Here is a 17,155-nt window from a genome sequence, read left to right as displayed (position 1 = left end):
GACCAAAGGAATTAACAGACATTATGTACGCTGAAGAAACCAACAACGTCACCGCAATTAAAGACATCCGCGCTCGTGAAATTTTAGATTCACGCGGTAACCCAACTATCGAAGCTGATGTGATCTTAGCTGATGGCACTGTCGGACGTGCTGCTGCTCCGAGTGGCGCATCAACAGGCTCACGTGAAGCGCTTGAGCTACGTGATGGTGATAATGCTCGCTATATGGGTAAAGGCGTCAAAAAAGCCGTCTCTAATGTCAATAGTCAAATTCGTAGTGCTTTGATGGACAAAGATGTGACTGAGCAGCAAGGTATCGATGATGCCATGATTGCATTAGATGGCACAGAAAACAAAGAAAGCCTAGGCGCCAATGCCATGCTAGCGGTGTCACTTGCTACTGCCAAAGCGGCAGCTAAGTCACAAAATCTACCATTACATCAGTACATTGCCAACCTGCGCAATCAGACGTCATTGACTATGCCTGTACCGATGATGAACATCTTGAACGGTGGTGAGCACGCAGACAATACGGTTGATATCCAAGAATTTATGATTGAGCCTGTAGGCTTCACTAGCTTTTCAGAAGCGCTGCGTGCTGGTACAGAGATTTTCCACAGCTTGAAATCTGTGTTGAAATCACAAGGTCTAAATACAGCAGTTGGCGATGAAGGTGGGTTTGCACCAAACTTACGTAGTAACGAAGAAGCCATTACCGTCATTATGCAGGCGATCGAGCAAGTCGGTTACAAAGCCGGTGAAGATATCCATTTGGCGCTAGATTGTGCAGCCAGTGAGTTTTATAAAGATGGTCAATACGTTTTGGCAGGCGAAGGCAACAAAGCGTTTGATAGCCAAGGATTTTCAGACTACCTAGTTGGGCTGGCACGCCAGTATCCTATTATCTCTATTGAAGATGGTCTTGATGAGTCGGATTGGGATGGTTGGAAGTATTTGACTGAGCAGATCGGTGATAAAGTCCAGTTGGTTGGTGATGATCTGTTTGTGACCAATCCTGCGATCTTGCAAGAAGGTATTGATAAGCATATTGCCAATGCTATTTTGATTAAGTTTAATCAAATTGGTACCTTGTCAGAGACGCTAGATGCGATCTATATGGCGAAGAAAAATGGCTACGCTACTATTATCTCGCATCGTTCAGGTGAGACTGAAGATAGCACTATCGCAGATTTAGCAGTTGGTACGGCAGCAGGTCAGATCAAAACAGGCTCGCTATGCCGCTCAGACCGCGTTGCAAAGTACAACCAGTTGCTACGTATCGAGCAGCAAGTACGTGCAAGCTATCGTGGCCGTGAAGAGTTTATCGGTTTACGTGGTTAAGAGATTGACTGGGATTTTTGATGTGTATTGTACGTCAAAGATCCCGATATCGTAAACTGAGATGACAGTCAAAATCAGGCGGTATATAATTACTTATGTATCGCCTGATCAGCTCAAAACCCTACTATCATTCTTTCTATGTCGTTTGGCGTTATCATCTTATGAAATACTTTAGCCAATTTATACTACTTGCTTTAGCCGTTGCAGTGCTTTTGGGATTGCAATATCAGTATTGGCTGGGTGAAAATGGTCGGTTTGAACATAATAAGTTGACCACTCAAATTGAAGATCAACAGCGCATGAATGACAATCAAGTGGCAGCAAACAATCTATTACGTACCGATGTCCAAGACTTAAAAACCGGACTTGAGGCGGTAGAGGAACATGCGCGTCTAGACTTGGGACTGATTAAGCCCAATGAGACCTTCGTTCAAGTGTCTACTGCACCTACGACCCATAGCGCTTACTAGTTTGTATGAAGTACTACCGGACGTTATGACCTATCACAAAATCAGTAATTACCTTTCACCTCTGCAGCGTTCCCCTTTAAATATACTGTCATGGCCCCAACCATGAGTACACCACTATGAATAAACCCCCAAGCATTCACGCTATGATTGTCGCAGCTGGTCGCGGCAGCCGCTTTGGTGCGTCTATCGCCAAACAGTATACGACACTGCAAGATCAGACATTATTGCAGCATAGTTTGGCACGGCTCGGTCGTAGTACCTATATCGATAAGTGTCTGTTGGTTATAGCGGCAGATGATAATACAGCGCAGCAGCTAGAGTTTGCTATCCCTATATACTACGCAGTCGGCGGAGAAGAGCGCTGGCAGTCGGTAAAAGCAGGGGTTGAGTCAATCAGTCAGACAGGCGCGAATGATTCAGATCTGGTACTAATTCATGACGCGGCTCGTCCTGCAGTGCCTGTTGCTGATATAGATCAAGTTATTGAAGCGGCGATGAGGGAGCCTTATGGCGCTATCTTGGCAACACCAGTAGCAGATACGTTAAAAACCTCTCATACAAAGCCGGTATCGATAGAAGAGGGCAGCAGTAAAAGCCCTTATGCCAAGCGTACTATTGACCGTAGCAATATATGGCAAGCACAAACGCCGCAAGTATTTCGTTTAGGGCAGCTCAGACGGGTCCTAAATTATATATCGGAACACCAGCTCAGTATTACTGACGAAGCCAGTGCTTTTGAGCATTTAGAGTTACCGATACGTCTAGTGTCTGGTAGTCGACAAAACATAAAGCTTACGTATCCCGATGATGCGGTGTTGCTCTCAGCAATTCTGACTATTCAATCCTAACTCCATTCTCCTCAACACGATCAAGTTGCTTTTTATATAAGGCAGCTACCATTCTCGATTCACATATTCTATAAACATCAATCATTAGTTGGTGTCTTAATGCCTTCTCAAATATCAAATCATAGTAAGTAGTAAAAAGCCTATATCACGGTATATATCAGCTCGCATATATTAACTTGAAATATAATATATTGTTGTTACATGTTTTTTGTACAGAAATAAGACTATCAATCGAAAGAGGTTGCTTTGATGACTAAACTAACCTATGATGTAACTAACTTAATACAATTAATATAAAAACTTATAAAATCAATAATATATCAGACTCATTCATCACGCATAGAAGCGTTGTCTCTATATTTTTCTGAAGTTAGTATGATTGTTTTAGCGACATTTACCTAATAATAGGGAGAAGCTGATTGTCAACAATCAACGATTCGACAAATCCAGTAACGACAGATCTCTGCCGTCTTGTATATATAAGCCGGATTACCTCTACTGGTCTTTCAAGTCCTAGCACGCTTAATGACATTTCAGAGACCGCAGTTGATAGTAACCATACCAATAATATTACGGGTATCCTTTGCTACGGCAACGGTTACTTTTTCCAATGCGTAGAAGGTTCAGAACAGGCGCTAACAAACTTAAAAAATCGCTTGTTAGTAGATGATCGACACAAGGATTTAGAGATTTTAGATTTTTCGGAAATTACTGAGCGCCGATTTGGTAGCTGGTCATTACGCTCTATCACACTTGAGCGTTGGATGACCAAAGACCCTGAACTCAAAAAGCTCATGCCATTTAAGCCCCAGACTTGGAACACTAGTGAATGGGAGAGGTTCTTAGATGTTTTGCAGGGCTATTACGAAGAACGAAGTAAAACAGGTGAAATCGATACGCCACCTGTTAAGTATAGTACTCTGGGGGTAACTTTGAGCAAAGTTGTTGGTCAGCATCAGGCGTTCTTTTTGATTCAGACGGTACTGGGTTTGATGATAGCTGCTACATTGTTGTGGCTAATGCTGTAATCGATAGACCTATATCATAGTAGGTAATATTTAGCTTAGAATATAATTGAAAAAAGCCAGCACTAGATGCTGGCTTTCTTGTTTGAATGAATCGTTTGAGCACTAAAAATCAACATAAAAAAAGCCCCCTCCATAATAGATTATGAAGGGGGCTTTTAGTGGTACGCTTATTAGTCTAATCGAATACTAAGTATTTGTGCTAATAAGTGACGCCGAATAGTGGCGTCCCCAGGGGGATTCGAACCCCCGTTACCGCCGTGAAAGGGCGGTGTCCTAGGCCTCTAGACGATGGGGACTAGTAACAACACTCCAACTGCTTTCACCGTTTATGCTGAAGTGGTGCGTATTTTAATAGCGTCGGCGCTTCCTGTCAAGCCTTTTTCTACGTCTTTTTAAAATTAAATATCTTTTTTTAATTGCACGGCGAGGGTGTAGGTCTTTACGCTTTAAATGATGTCGAATCCATAAAGAAGTACAAGCGCTGATGGTCAAAGCAAGTAGCATATAACCAATGATGGTCCCCCATAGTTTCAGTTGTGGATCCATAATGAAGTCCCTCCAATTAGGTCTTAGTAGTATTGGCTACCAAGACAGTGTGAGCAACTCAAATCATCTATAGGATATAACTGTATCGCTCAAAAGCGATATTTCACTATAAGTTAATCATATTGTTCATCCTAGAATATGATACTTACTGTCACAAAAGTAATCCCGCCTGCTTATCATGATATCAATCATATCCCTATTGATTATCAAATCAAGATGTCAAAGTCATCAAGTATTACAAATAGCACTATTACGTGTGGTTGGCAATACATGATATGTGACTTATTCACTATTATTGTCGACTGATTCTTCTTTGGTGTCTTCATTATGCATGGCATTGGCCAACATAGGGTAATGGTTGAGTATGTGGCAGAACAGCTCAGCAGTTTTTTGAGTATCATATAGTGCTGAGTGTGCGTTTTTACCATCGAATTCAAGCCCTGCTGCTTTGCAAGCACGTGCTAGCACAGTTTGACCAAATGCCAGTGCGGATAAGGTCACGGTATCAAATACCGAAAAGTTGTGAAAAGGATTGTGGTTTTTACTATTGGTACGTAATACGGCAGCGTTCAAAAATGCCAAGTCAAAATGCGCATTGTGACCAATTAAGACACACTGACGACAGTCTTCCTCACGGCGCACATCTTTTAATCCCTTGAAAATACGGCGCAAGGCAGACTTTTCGTCTTCAGCGATGGCTTTACGCATGGGATTATTAGGATCAATACCAGTAAAGGCAAGAGCGCTTGGTTCTAAATTTGCTCCTTCAAACGGCTCAACGTGAGCATTAAATGCCTCGCCCGGATAAAATACACCTTGCTCATCAAGTAGCACAGGAATACAGGCGATTTCTAGTAGCGCATCAGTCTGGGCATTAAAACCCGCTGTTTCAACATCGACGACAACAGGTAAAAATTTGCGAAAACGATCTTTTAAACGCCTAGGTGCGTGTTCGTCATCTACCTTGTCATCCGCCGCAGTATTTACAGTCACATTGAGGCTTGTGTCAGTAGGGTTTGATAACTCTTCGCTTGGCAAAGTTACTGTATTTTGGTTGGTCATATCAAGTTAAATCACTTTTATCAGTCGTACTGGTATATTGAATAAGAAATAAGCATCCTATGATATTAATAATGCCTTTAATACTAAATAATATAGTACAAAGGCATCGTTAATATCATGATGTTAATAGATCTCTTTATAAGTGCTAAAATCTGCGAGCACTATGCCTTTAGAGACCAAGGCAATGTTTCACCTGCCATAAGCGGCGTCAGAGAAGCACCATCAAAATAAGGATAGTCAGTTGGCACTTGCATAGGGGTGTCAACGAGTGTAATGGTACTCTCGTTTAGAGGTAGACCATAGAATTGCGGACCAAAACGACTGGCGAACCCCTCTAGCTTGTCTATTTTTCCCACACTATCAAAAGCAGTGGCGTATAACGGTAGGGCAGTCGCTGCACTATAGCAGCCAGCACAGCCACAAGCGGCTTCTTTTTTATCCGTTGCATGTGGCGCAGAGTCGGTGCCTAGGAAGAATTTAGGATTACCGCTGGTTACAACATCCAGCAGCACCTTTTGATGGCTTTCACGTTTCAAAATAGGCAAGCAATAAAAGTGTGGTTTGATACCGCCAACCAACAGATGATTGCGATTGAACATCAAATGTTGCGGTGTGATAGTCGCTGCAACATGGTTGCCTTGAGACAATACAAAATCCGCAGCATCGCTGGTGGTGATATGCTCTACCACGATTTTTAGTGTGGGGAATTTGACGATGATTTGAGCCAATACTTCATCTAAGAAACGCTTTTCGCGATCAAAGATATCTACGTGGTCTTGGGTGACTTCGCCATGTATCAGTAGTGGTAAGTTGTGCTTTTCTAATGCTTCAAACACATCGACACAAGCGTTGATATTAGTGACGCCATCGGCAGAGTTGGTAGTCGCCCCAGCAGGATACAATTTGACAGCTTGCACGATACCTGACTGTGCTGCCAACTCAATATCTTGAGCTGTCGTATTATCAGTCAAATATAAAGTCATACGGGGGTCAAAAGCCGATTTTCGCTCCAGACTCAAGTCACTGGCGGCTAACTGATCCATAATACGCGCACGGTAGGCTCGCGCATCATGAGCATTTTTGACAGGTGGTACTAGATTTGGCATACAGATTACGCGGTTGAAACTACTTGCTGCATGAGGTACGGTCGTACTCAATGCTAGATCGTCACGCAAGTGAATATGCCAGTCATCTGGTTGAAGGATGGTCAATTCTCTAATCGAATCAGTCATAGTGTCAAAGCGCTCTATATCGTAAAATAAAGGAAAAAAAGGGAGTGATATTGTGTGACTATCATAACAGATTTGCTCACTTGACTAAATATAAGGCTCAGTATCTGTACATAATTTAGGGCGCGTTACTTGGTTTTTTTCATCACATAAAATATAAGTGCTGAGAGTAGGAAACGGTATGGTTTGAAAATTGAGCTAAAACCGTACGCTGTGTGGCAGTTAGACTTTTGCCTATAGTAAATATGATGTACACTGAGCGGGTAATTGTATTTCAATTTGCTTTCGATTTGATCTTAGCGCGTTTCCCAAAACTACATTCTCATAACAGGAGTTTTTCATGGCTCAACTTGATCCAAAAAATATTAATAAAATTGTATTGGCATATTCAGGTGGTCTTGATACCTCAATCATCGCCAAATGGCTGCAAGAAACCTATGATGCGGAAGTGATCACTTTTACCGCTGATATCGGACAAGGCGAAGAAGTTGAGCCAGCACGAGCCAAAGCTCAAGCGATGGGTATCAAGCATATTCATATTGAAGACTTGCGCGAAGAGTTCGCTCGTGACTATGTATTCCCTATGTTCCGTGCCAATGCCATCTATGAAGGTGAATACTTACTCGGTACGTCTATCGCCCGTCCATTGATTGCTAAGCGTTTGGTTGAGATTGCCAAAGAACACAACGCCGACGCTATCAGCCATGGTGCAACTGGTAAAGGTAATGACCAGGTTCGTTTTGAGCTAGGGGCAGTTGCTCTGTCTCCAGACGTGGTCACCATTGCACCTTGGCGTGAGTGGGACTTGTCAAGCCGTGAAAGCTTAATGAAATATGCTGAAGAGCATGATATTGCTATTGATTACGCTGGCAACAAGAAAAAATCGCCTTATTCAATGGATGCCAACCTACTTCACATCTCTTTTGAAGGTGGTATTTTAGAAGAGCCATATACCGAAGCAGAAGAAGACATGTGGCGCTGGTCTGTTAGCCCAGAAGCAGCACCTGATGAAGCACAATATTTAGAAATAGAATACGAAAAAGGTGATATTGTTGCTATCGATGGTGAGACGCTCAAGCCGTATGAAGTAATGATCAAGCTGAATGAACTGGGCGGAAAACATGGTATCGGTCGTTTAGATATCGTTGAAAACCGTTATGTCGGTATGAAATCACGTGGTTGTTATGAGACGCCAGCAGGTACAATTATGCTAAAAGCGCATCGCGGCATTGAGTCGTTAACGCTTGACCGTGAGGCGGCACATCTAAAAGATGAGCTCATGCCACGCTATGCAAAAATTATCTATAATGGCTACTGGTTTAGCCCTGAGCGTATGATGCTACAGGCATTGATTGACAAATCACAAGAATACGTCAACGGTACTGTACGTGTAAAACTATACAAAGGTAGCGTGAGTGTCGTTGGCCGTAAGTCAAACGATTCATTATTTGACGAAAAAATCGCTACTTTCGAAGATGATGCTGGCGCTTATGATCAAAAAGATGCAGAAGGCTTTATCCGTCTAAATGGTTTACGCTTAGCTATCGAAGCCAGCCGTGGTCGCGATTTATCAAAATAGATTTGCCTGTTATATCTATTGGTTAATTTGAATGACATACAAAAAAGAGGCTCTATTAATATAGAGCCTCTTTTTTATTGACAGTCACTTTTTATTATATTACTCATGATTCTGCCTTGAGTTTTTCGAACACAAATTTGTCGAGAGTAAATACCTACTCAGCCACTACTGCAGTGTCAGAATCTTCATCATCTACCATGACAATAGCGACATCCTGCTGCTGACGCTCTTCAATGGCATCTTGCTCTAGTACTTCTTCGGTAGCCAATATGAGTCCATCAGATTTTTGCGATTGATATTTGAGAGCAGCGAGCGCACCAAGCACACCGATGACCAGTATGATGATGAGAATGACAGGGTTTTTCCAAAGCGGTGTAGATTTCTCATACTCTATGGGCTTCTCACTTGTCGTCGTCGGAGTGTTATCTTGATTACCACCGATCAAACCTAAACTTACCAAAGGCGGCTTGGGCGGGTTGGCAGGTTCAGAGTTAACACGCAGTCGATTCCGACTAAGATAAATGTCAGAGATCTTCGCCAATTGTAATAGCCAGCGTTGATGCGGTAATACAACTGCATGCATCTCTGTAAATACCAGCATGTCGTTATGGCGACCTTGCTGTAAATTATCAGGTGAGCGACCAATGGCTTTTAAGTAATTGCCAGTCGCTAACTGCATGTCCTGTACAGGCTCATAGTTTTCAGGCTTAAATCCAGTCAACTCGTACCAGTAAGTATCAAATGGCGGCGGCGTACCTGATAGCTGTTCAGTGTTTAATAGTGTGAGCTCTGCGGCGCTATCTACACTATTATCTGAGCGCTCTGTCAGCGTATCAGGCTCATTATCGATATTTTCTGTCTCAGCGGGTACTGCTTGCACCTCATCTGTACTAAATCTTGCTGCTGACAAAAACTGTGGCTGCATAGCAAACCATTTATTTCGCTCGTCATTATCAAGTTGGCTATATTCTGCCAGAATAGCCAATTCGCGCAGCACAATCACGCACAAAGAAGTAAGTAAAATCTGAACTTGTTGCGTCGTGGCACCAATTTTTTCAGCAATATGATCGCTCGCTTTTATGACACGTGCATTGTCACTAAATACAGCATCTGCAGCATCGTGACGGTGATATAGTGTTGCCTTCATGGTTGCAAAATTCATAGAATTATACTGCCGCAATTCTTTAACAGCAGCACGTCCGAAGAGTCTTTTGCTAAGTACCTGTCCTTGATGCTGCTGCTGATAGGCAAGTAGCGCACTTAGAATTGCTTGTAGGCTGGCATCCATTGCCAAGCGCGCTTGTGGCAATGAGAGCTGTGAGGCATCAGCCAACAGCGACAGCATTGGCTTGGTATCATGATATAAAAAATCATACATCGACACACGTGTCGGTGAAATAGTCGTCATAATCTGCTAGCATCAAAAAGTGTGCCCCTATCTTACGGTGCCCAATGCCTTGATACAATCCCTTAATAATAGAAATTTTTAATCATTTTACGGATTATGCTAATGGTAATCTTATTAATGACTGATCGTTGGATACATTTATGACTCATAATAAAACACCTGATCAGCAGTTGGTGATCAATATTGCTGAGCAAACGTTAACGGTTTATCAGCAGCACGCTGAGACTGCACAATACACGATATCGACTGCAAAAAACGGTATCGGAAGTCAGCAGGATAGTGGATGTACGCCACTGGGTAAGCATATTATCGAGATGAAAATAGGGGGTGGTGAGCCGATTAGTGCCGTGTTTGTAGGACGTGTACCAACTGGTGAGATATATGACGATGAGCTGGGTACGCGTCACCCCAATCGCGATTGGATACTGAGCCGTATCCTATGGCTAAGCGGATTGGAAGAAGGATCAAACAAAGGCAGCAACAGCCAAGGCGGGTGTGATACTTATGATCGGTACATCTATATTCATGGTACACCTGATACCGAGCCGATGGGCATACCGTTGTCACATGGTTGTGTGCGTATGCGCAATGAAGATATTGTTGAATTGTTTGAACAAGTCGAAGAGGGCATGCCGGTAACCATCGTGCCCAATTGACTGTCAGTGGATAACTTATCTTTAGATAAGAGAGTCTTATAGTCATATGATTCTAGTTATAACCACTAATACTGAGCATTCGACGATGAGAGAGGCTACTAAACAGGAAAAATGGACGATAAAAAAGACAGCTTACTTAATACGAGCTGTCTTTTTTATCGTCATTAGCATCAGTGCTAGATGACAACTTTACCAAAACGTAGCGCTATCTTTGAACTTAGCCAAACGTGATTCAATATAACTTGGGTCATCAGTAAGCATGGCGGCAAACCAACCTGCTCCATATAATGCGTTCGTATCTGTGGCTGATTTTAGAGCATAAAACGCATGATATTTGCTATCATCATTGCGCTGTGCTAATGCTGCTTGCGCTTTTACCAGCCGCTTTAGCCAACGTCTGGTCTTTTTCTTAGATTTTTTCTTGCTTAGCAAGGGAATAGAAAATTCACTAACGTAGCGCAGCTCTTTTAGATGATTGCACAACTTGTCTTCTGATTGACTGTCATCAATCACGTCTTCATCTATATTGTCATTGTCATCAAGCCTGCTGAATGCCTCAATTTTTTTACTGGTTTTAATGCACTTTTTATACTGTTTAGTTAGAATCTTTGCCAACTTATCGCAGGCAAGCTGATCAGTGTGAGGCTCAATGCTTGGATCACTCATAGTAAAAGCAATCAACTCTAACAAAGTGATCTGAAAATCATTGGCTTGCAGCGTATTGATAGGTGTGATTTTTATATCTTCGATATCTGTCGTCCAGTCAACAGCAGGTGCGCCGAGTGCCTGTAGCTCAGGCTCGATATGTGAACCAATATAAGCAAGTTGATAATAAGTGCCAAGCAAATTTGCCGTCTGTTCGAGTATCGACAGCCATTCAGGGTTAATCTCATCAGAGAAATCAGCAAATGCTTTTAGGGCAGCATGCAGGCGATCTATTCCAACTCTTAGCTGTAAAATATGCTCGTGATCAGTGCTTCCAGCGATAATAGCACTGCTATTGGGCAGTATCTGTAGTAGACAATTATGTACCACAGACCTTATGAAGGCGGGCGCGCTACTGTCTTTATCTACTTGCAACTGGCTAAGATCGGCATCAACGGCTGGACTATGGTCTTGTTCATTGATCAATAAGCCACCATTCTCAGCTTTGGTTACGGTAGATAGACACAGCTTGTAGCGTTTACACCATGTTTTTGCTGTCATAAACAAAAAGTCTATATCTCCTGACACCAATTCGAACTCTATTTCTTGAATGATTTTTCGCTGAGTCTTATCAGTGCCATGAATAATCTCTCCCTGATCATAGGCCACTTCGATACAGCTATTTATGTCGTCATCATTAGTTTCTGTCAGTAATCGCGTAGTGCGCTGTACATCAGTAACATACAACCGCGTCAGTGCTTTTTGTAGTTTTTTGAGCTTAAAGTCCGCCAGTGCAGGGGCGACCGAGGTGTCTTCATATATCGTTAAATCAGGCATTAATTCATTATCGTCAAGCATCGTTTGCACTTGCTCATTATCGAGTATAGCATTGTGCTCTAAGCGAGCAGCAATACCGTCACCAGCGGCTTTGATGGTTTGGACCCAAGTATCGTTTTCTTTTCGAATGCGCAAACCAATGCCTGCCTGTGCAAGCTGCTGGTCAGGCGTATCATAGTAATGTGCAGCCAGTTGCGTCACTTGGGAAGATTTAACTTTTGCTTGACGCATTAAACCTTTTAGGCGTGACTCTGGTACCAAAAACTTCAGCTCTATCTCTTGCATATTGGCTCCTAATAATTCTGACTGACGGCTCTGATTGATAGCTTTATTACTATTAGTCTACCATTCTCTGATTATTTAAACCGCAATAAAAAACCGCCCTACATGACGTAGGGCGGTTTTTTGATAAATACTGCTAATCTGTCAGTTATTAGAACTGGTTCATCGTGTTTTTGCCACCACCAGCTTTTAGTGCGTTGTCACCAGAGAAGATTTCTTTGTGATCATCGCCAAGGTCAGAACCGGCCATTGCTTGGTGCTTAACACAAGAGATGCCTTCGCGGATTTCTTTACGCTGTACGCCAGCTGCATAAGCAAGCATACCTTCTTCACCGAAGTAACCTTTAGCAAGTTCATGAACGCTAAGAGCAGTCGTGTGGTAAGTCGGTAGCGTGATTAAGTGATGGAATACACCAGCTTCACGTGATGCATCACGTTGGAAGTTCTTAGCGGCAACATCAGCTGCTGCATCAAGCTCTGTACCATCATAATCAGCACTCATCAAGTCATCTTTGTTGTAGCTAGAGATGTCTTTACCTTCTTCTTCCCACTGTGCAATAACTTGCTTACGGAAGTTAAGCGTCCAGTTGAATGATGGGCTGTTGTTGTATACAAGCTTCGCTTTAGGCTGTTGCTCTTTAATACGGTCAACCATTGATTTGATGTGTGCAACGTCTGGCGTAGGTGTTTCGATCCATAGTAGATCAGCACCGTTTTCTAGAGCAGTTACACAGTCAAGTACAACGCGGTCGATGTTAGTTTCTTCACGGAATTGATATAGACCGTTAGGCAAACGAACTGGACGTACTAGTTTACCGTTGTGCTTAAGCAAGCTGTCGTTTTCTTTTGCATCTTCAAGAGATACTTCTTCCATTTCGATGAAGTCGATATACTTAGAAGCAAGATCACCTGGCTCATTTGATACTGGGATTTTTTGCGTTAGTGATGCACCTTCAGAGTCAGTACGAGCAACGATAACACCATCTTCAACACCAAGCTCTAGGAATGCATAACGAATAGCGTTTAGCTTAGAGATGAAGTCTTCATGTGGTACGGTGACTTTACCAGCCTGGTGACCACATTGCTTAGCATCAGATACTTGGTTTTCAACCTGAATGGCACAAGCACCAGCTTCGATCATTTGCTTGGTCAATAGGTAAGTAGCTTCTTCGTTACCGAAACCTGCATCGATATCAGCAATGATTGGCACCACATGTGAATCAAAGTTTTCGATTTTTTCTAGGATGGCTGAAGTATCTTGACCCGCTTCTTCAGCAGCATTTAGCTCACGGAAGTAGTCGTTCAGTACTTTAGCATCAGCTTGACGTAAGAACGTGTAGATCTCTTCGATTAGCTTAGGTACTGACGTTTTTTCGTGCATAGATTGGTCAGGTAGAGGACCAAACTCAGAGCGTAGAGCAGCTACCATCCAACCTGAAAGGTAGATGTAAGTTTTAGAAGTCGTACCGAAATATTTTTTCTTAGCATACATAGTTTGCTGTGCTACAAAACCATGCCATGCACCTAAAGACTGCGTGTACTGAGACGTATCATTGTCATAATCTTCCATGTCTTGACGCATGATTTTTGCAGTATATTTTGCGATATCCAAGCCCGTTTTAAAACGGTTTTGTGACATCATACGTGCAGCATCAACTTCGCTAATGTTCTGCCAGTTGCCGTGCTTTTGCTTCAATTCACGTACTAAGTCGATCGCTGATTTATATGCAGTTGACATCTATAGTCTCCTTGGTGGGGTGTAAAAAATAAGTTAATTATTAAAGTAATAAAACATGTATTACTAGGATTCTTATTAAACTAACAAAGCTATATGTAGAATTTGGGTCATTACTAATTTGTCTAAGTTCTATTTACCCTAAACAAACCGATGCATTAATACAAGGGGATTGCTAAACTCAGCAGTTGAAAATAATGACTATCTTATAGATGATAATTCGTTTATCGCCAAGGCATGTGAGTATTTAATGAGCAGCGATGCCATAATGAGTAACAAGAGATGTTACAATAATATAGTCGCTTGGTAATGTCTCACTGCCAATAAAAACCATTAATATGCTACTTAGTTATTGAGTTGCTATTGAGTTTTTTTGGTTTGCAATCAGCTCATAAGACTCAACTTGATTATTTTTTCGCAAATCCTTTATGGAACTTACTATAACTGTCTTACCAAGATTTATCTAATTTATGATAGTTATCTTTAGTATTTTTATAGGCTATAATGCATGTATAACAGTATGTTGCGATAGGTAAATTGGGTTATAACTAGCGATTGGTATAGCAAGATCAATAAAAAATTATAAGACTGATGCTGTTATAAACCGCAATTTGTCATCACAGCATTAACTATTACAGCACTAGCCATTACCGCATTGAGAATACCAAACTTGCAGTGGTACTTATTCGAAAGCCAAGAGAAATAGATATGAATTTGCAGCGGGTTGATTTAAATTTATTAGTCCATTTAGATGTGTTGCTACGAGAAAAAAACGTCACTCGCGCAGCAGAGCAGCTTGGTATTACCCAGCCTGCCATGAGTAATATTTTGCGGCGTTTGCGCAAGTTATTTAATGATCCGCTACTGGTACGCTCATCTGAAGGTATGACACCGACTGAGCGCGCCCTTGAGCTACAGCCGCGCATTCGGGAGATACTCGCTGACCTGACTCAAGTACTAGAGCCACGTACTGAGTTCCGTCCTTATAGTACGTCACGTGTGTTTCGTATCATGACCTCAGACTATGCCGAAGCGACCTTGGTACCCAAGCTCGTAAAAGCGCTACGCTCTGAGGCCCCCAATGTTATTTTGGACTTTTTGACCCCATCAGATGTCTCTTATCGTGACATGGAGCAGGGGCGTGTTGATTTGGCAATCAACCGTTTTAATGAGATACCGCAAAGCTTCCATCAGGTGCTGGTATGGCGTGATACGTTTAGTTGTCTGTTATCTTCTGAGAGTCCTTATGCCAACCGTTTTAATCTAAAAAATTATCTAAAAGCGCAGCATGTCTGGGTATCTAAGACAGGTATGGGTGTGGGCTTCGGTGTTAATCCAGAAAAATCAGGTGGACTTGGCTCAATCGATCAGGCCTTGCAGCGCCTTGGGCAAAAACGCCAAATTAGTGTGTTTACTCGTCATTATCAGATGCCAGCCATGCTTGCAGCAAATAAAGATTTGATAGCAACATTGCCCACCCGTGTGGCGAGAATGCAAGCCAATAACGACAGCATTATGATGGAAGAGCCACCGTTTTTTATTCCTGAATTTGAGCTGACGATGGCTTGGTCACCACTGCTGCAGCATCACCCAGCGCATCGATGGCTACGTCAGCTCATCATGCATGTAGCACGCCAAGTGGTAGCTGAAGAAGAAAACCCACCACAGGAAATACCTGTTATCAACCATCTGTTTTAAAGACTCGATTGTTCTAAATAGACCAGCCACTAGGCTGGTCTATTTGTTTAGAGCTGCTATAAAGTCTTTTCTAATATTTAGCCATTCTTAATAAGACGGTCACACTCTTAACATCTTCAACACACTTTACAATATATTGTAAAACTCTTCGCTGCCCACACTTGGTAATATGTCTGCAGATAGAGAACGAGTGATCAACGAACGCCGCTATCGATGTAACAACAAATAACTAGAAACCAAAAGTAGCGCTGCTACTAAATACAGAACAATCAAGCACATAAAACCAGACAAACACATAAAATCGAATAATAAGGACAACAATATGTCAGATATTACTACTGTAAACCCAGCCACTGGTGAAGACATAAGAAACTACGACTACATGAGCAACGAAGAAGTCAACAAAATCGTTGACGCTTCCCACAATGCATTTTTAGAATGGCGTAATGTCAGCCATGAAGAGCGCGGTCGTATTATCAAGACTATCGGCGACAAGCTGATGGAGTATAAAGAAGAGCTGTCTAAGCTCATGACCGAAGAGCGCGGTAAGTTATATAGCCAAAGCGTACAAGAGTTAGGTCTATGCAAAGCGATTTGCGACTACACAGCTGAAAACGGTGTCGCTTCTTTAGCTGATGATGTACGTGATATCGAAGGTATGAAAAAAGGTCTTGTGACCTATCAACCGATTGGTATCATCTATGGTATGCAGCCTTGGAACTTCCCAGCGTATCAGGTGTTCCGCTATACGATTGCTAACCTAATGGCTGGTAACAGTGTATTGCTAAAACATGCTTCTAACGTCACTGGCTCAGGTTTATTGATTGAAAAGATTCTTCATGAATCAGAATTACCGAATGATTTATTCCGCACTATATTGATTGATCATGATCAATCAGAAGAGCTAATCGGAAACGATAAAGTACGCGGTGTGACGCTGACTGGTAGTGATGATGCCGGCCGTATCGTTGGACAACAAGCAGCCAAAGCAATCAAAAAAGCTGTATTAGAGCTTGGTTCTAACGATGCTTTCATCGTTTTAGAAGATGCAGACATAGATACCGCTGTGGAAACTTGTACTCAAGCTCGCTTGATCAATAATGGTGAAACTTGCGTAGCAGCGAAGCGTTTCATTGTAGTTGACAGCGTATATGATGAATTTCGCAAGCGTATCGTAGAGAAGTTTGAAGGTACCAAATCTGGTGACCCAATGGATGACAGTTCAGACATCGGTCCATTAGCACGTGCAGACTTGCGAGATCAGCTGCATGAGCAAGTAGAACAAAGTGTAGCCAAAGGTGCCACGATTGCTGTTGGTGGTAAAGTACCAGAAGGTAAAGGTAGCTTTTATCCAGCAACTATCTTAGAAAATGTCGAGAAAGGTCAGCCTGCCTATGACGATGAATTGTTTGGTCCTGTAGCCTCGCTTATCCGTGCAAAAGACGAAGATGATGCAATGCGTATTGCTAACGACAGTCGCTACGGTCTAGGTGGTGCGATATTCTCAAAAGACGAAGAAAAAGCAGTGCGTTTGGCCCGTGAGCAATTCGATACAGGTATGGTCTACGTCAATGGCTATGGCTTAGCAAATCCTGCACTACCATTTGGTGGCGTAAAGGACTCGGGCTATGGTCGTGAGCATGGTGGATTTGGTGTCAAAGAGTTTGTAAACATTAAAGCAGTTCACGTATTTTAAAATGCCGTGTAAGCGTGATAAGCGATCATTTATGATTTAGTTTGTAAATGGTCATCAAAAAAAGCCCAGTGACTCATAATGAGTGACTGGGCTTTT

At 42.3% G+C, this 17,155-nt stretch carries 14 protein-coding genes and 1 tRNA gene; 8 read left to right on the top strand and 7 right to left on the bottom strand.

Features of this window, described 5'->3' with window-relative positions:
* Positions 1-23 precede the first annotated feature (23 nt).
* The 4 genes from eno to AC5JPY_RS04570 all read left to right on the top strand — a co-directional run bounded on the left by eno (position 24) and on the right by AC5JPY_RS04570 (position 3,686).
* Positions 24-1,340 carry a phosphopyruvate hydratase gene (gene eno, locus AC5JPY_RS04585; RefSeq protein WP_493842712.1) on the top strand — a complete coding sequence of 439 codons (1,317 nt, stop codon included), beginning with the start codon at positions 24-26 and terminating at the stop codon, positions 1,338-1,340.
* Between the two features lie 161 nt (positions 1,341-1,501).
* Positions 1,502-1,810, top strand: coding sequence for a septum formation initiator family protein (locus tag AC5JPY_RS04580; RefSeq protein ID WP_319051264.1), 309 nt, complete (start codon positions 1,502-1,504; stop codon positions 1,808-1,810).
* A gap of 116 nt (positions 1,811-1,926) precedes the next feature.
* Positions 1,927-2,658 (top strand): 2-C-methyl-D-erythritol 4-phosphate cytidylyltransferase, encoded by a 732-nt coding sequence (gene ispD, locus AC5JPY_RS04575; protein WP_493852225.1) that lies wholly within the window; start codon positions 1,927-1,929, stop codon positions 2,656-2,658.
* Between the two features lie 419 nt (positions 2,659-3,077).
* Positions 3,078-3,686: a BLUF domain-containing protein gene (locus tag AC5JPY_RS04570; protein WP_493842714.1), complete on the top strand. Its 609-nt coding sequence runs from the start codon at positions 3,078-3,080 to the stop codon at positions 3,684-3,686.
* Positions 3,687-3,906: 220 nt separating this feature from the next.
* Here the strand turns inward: AC5JPY_RS04570 and AC5JPY_RS04565 are convergent.
* The 4 genes from AC5JPY_RS04565 to pyrC all read right to left on the bottom strand — a co-directional run bounded on the left by AC5JPY_RS04565 (position 3,907) and on the right by pyrC (position 6,526).
* A tRNA-Glu gene (locus AC5JPY_RS04565) sits at positions 3,907-3,982 on the bottom strand.
* Positions 3,983-4,034: 52 nt separating this feature from the next.
* Entirely contained in the window at positions 4,035-4,232 is a 198-nt protein-coding gene (locus AC5JPY_RS04560; protein ID WP_319051261.1) for a hypothetical protein, read from the bottom strand.
* Between the two features lie 282 nt (positions 4,233-4,514).
* The gene (rnt, locus tag AC5JPY_RS04555; RefSeq protein ID WP_493852224.1) at positions 4,515-5,294 is read right to left on the bottom strand and encodes a ribonuclease T; all 780 of its coding nucleotides are present in this window, start codon (positions 5,292-5,294) and stop codon (positions 4,515-4,517) included.
* 161 nt (positions 5,295-5,455) lie between these two features.
* A complete protein-coding gene (gene pyrC / locus AC5JPY_RS04550; protein WP_493852223.1) occupies positions 5,456-6,526 on the bottom strand; it encodes a dihydroorotase in 1,071 nt (356 codons plus the stop codon).
* Positions 6,527-6,863: 337 nt separating this feature from the next.
* Here pyrC and AC5JPY_RS04545 point away from each other — a divergent pair, with 337 nt between their 5' ends.
* Positions 6,864-8,102 carry an argininosuccinate synthase gene (locus AC5JPY_RS04545; protein WP_493852222.1) on the top strand — a complete coding sequence of 413 codons (1,239 nt, stop codon included), beginning with the start codon at positions 6,864-6,866 and terminating at the stop codon, positions 8,100-8,102.
* A 154-nt stretch (positions 8,103-8,256) separates the two neighbouring features.
* Here the strand turns inward: AC5JPY_RS04545 and AC5JPY_RS04540 are convergent, their stop codons facing one another.
* Positions 8,257-9,510 carry a hypothetical protein gene (locus tag AC5JPY_RS04540; protein ID WP_493852221.1) on the bottom strand — a complete coding sequence of 418 codons (1,254 nt, stop codon included), beginning with the start codon at positions 9,508-9,510 and terminating at the stop codon, positions 8,257-8,259.
* Between the two features lie 140 nt (positions 9,511-9,650).
* Between AC5JPY_RS04540 and AC5JPY_RS04535 the strand changes: the two genes are divergently transcribed.
* The gene (locus tag AC5JPY_RS04535; protein ID WP_493852220.1) at positions 9,651-10,166 is read left to right on the top strand and encodes a L,D-transpeptidase family protein; all 516 of its coding nucleotides are present in this window, start codon (positions 9,651-9,653) and stop codon (positions 10,164-10,166) included.
* 189 nt (positions 10,167-10,355) lie between these two features.
* Here the strand turns inward: AC5JPY_RS04535 and AC5JPY_RS04530 are convergent, their stop codons facing one another.
* Positions 10,356-11,933: a CYTH and CHAD domain-containing protein gene (locus AC5JPY_RS04530; RefSeq protein ID WP_493852219.1), complete on the bottom strand. Its 1,578-nt coding sequence runs from the start codon at positions 11,931-11,933 to the stop codon at positions 10,356-10,358.
* Between the two features lie 148 nt (positions 11,934-12,081).
* Positions 12,082-13,668: an isocitrate lyase gene (locus tag AC5JPY_RS04525; RefSeq protein WP_319051255.1), complete on the bottom strand. Its 1,587-nt coding sequence runs from the start codon at positions 13,666-13,668 to the stop codon at positions 12,082-12,084.
* 705 nt (positions 13,669-14,373) lie between these two features.
* Between AC5JPY_RS04525 and AC5JPY_RS04520 the strand changes: the two genes are divergently transcribed.
* Together AC5JPY_RS04520 and AC5JPY_RS04515 are read left to right on the top strand one after the other, a co-directional pair.
* The gene (locus AC5JPY_RS04520; RefSeq protein ID WP_058025743.1) at positions 14,374-15,363 is read left to right on the top strand and encodes a LysR family transcriptional regulator; all 990 of its coding nucleotides are present in this window, start codon (positions 14,374-14,376) and stop codon (positions 15,361-15,363) included.
* A gap of 322 nt (positions 15,364-15,685) precedes the next feature.
* Entirely contained in the window at positions 15,686-17,059 is a 1,374-nt protein-coding gene (locus tag AC5JPY_RS04515) for an NAD-dependent succinate-semialdehyde dehydrogenase (protein WP_493852218.1), read from the top strand.
* The last annotated feature ends 96 nt before the right edge of the window (positions 17,060-17,155 follow it).

It is taken from the genome of Psychrobacter sp. H27 (assembly GCF_059072655.1).
This window is presented reverse-complemented; position numbering and strand designations above follow the sequence as displayed.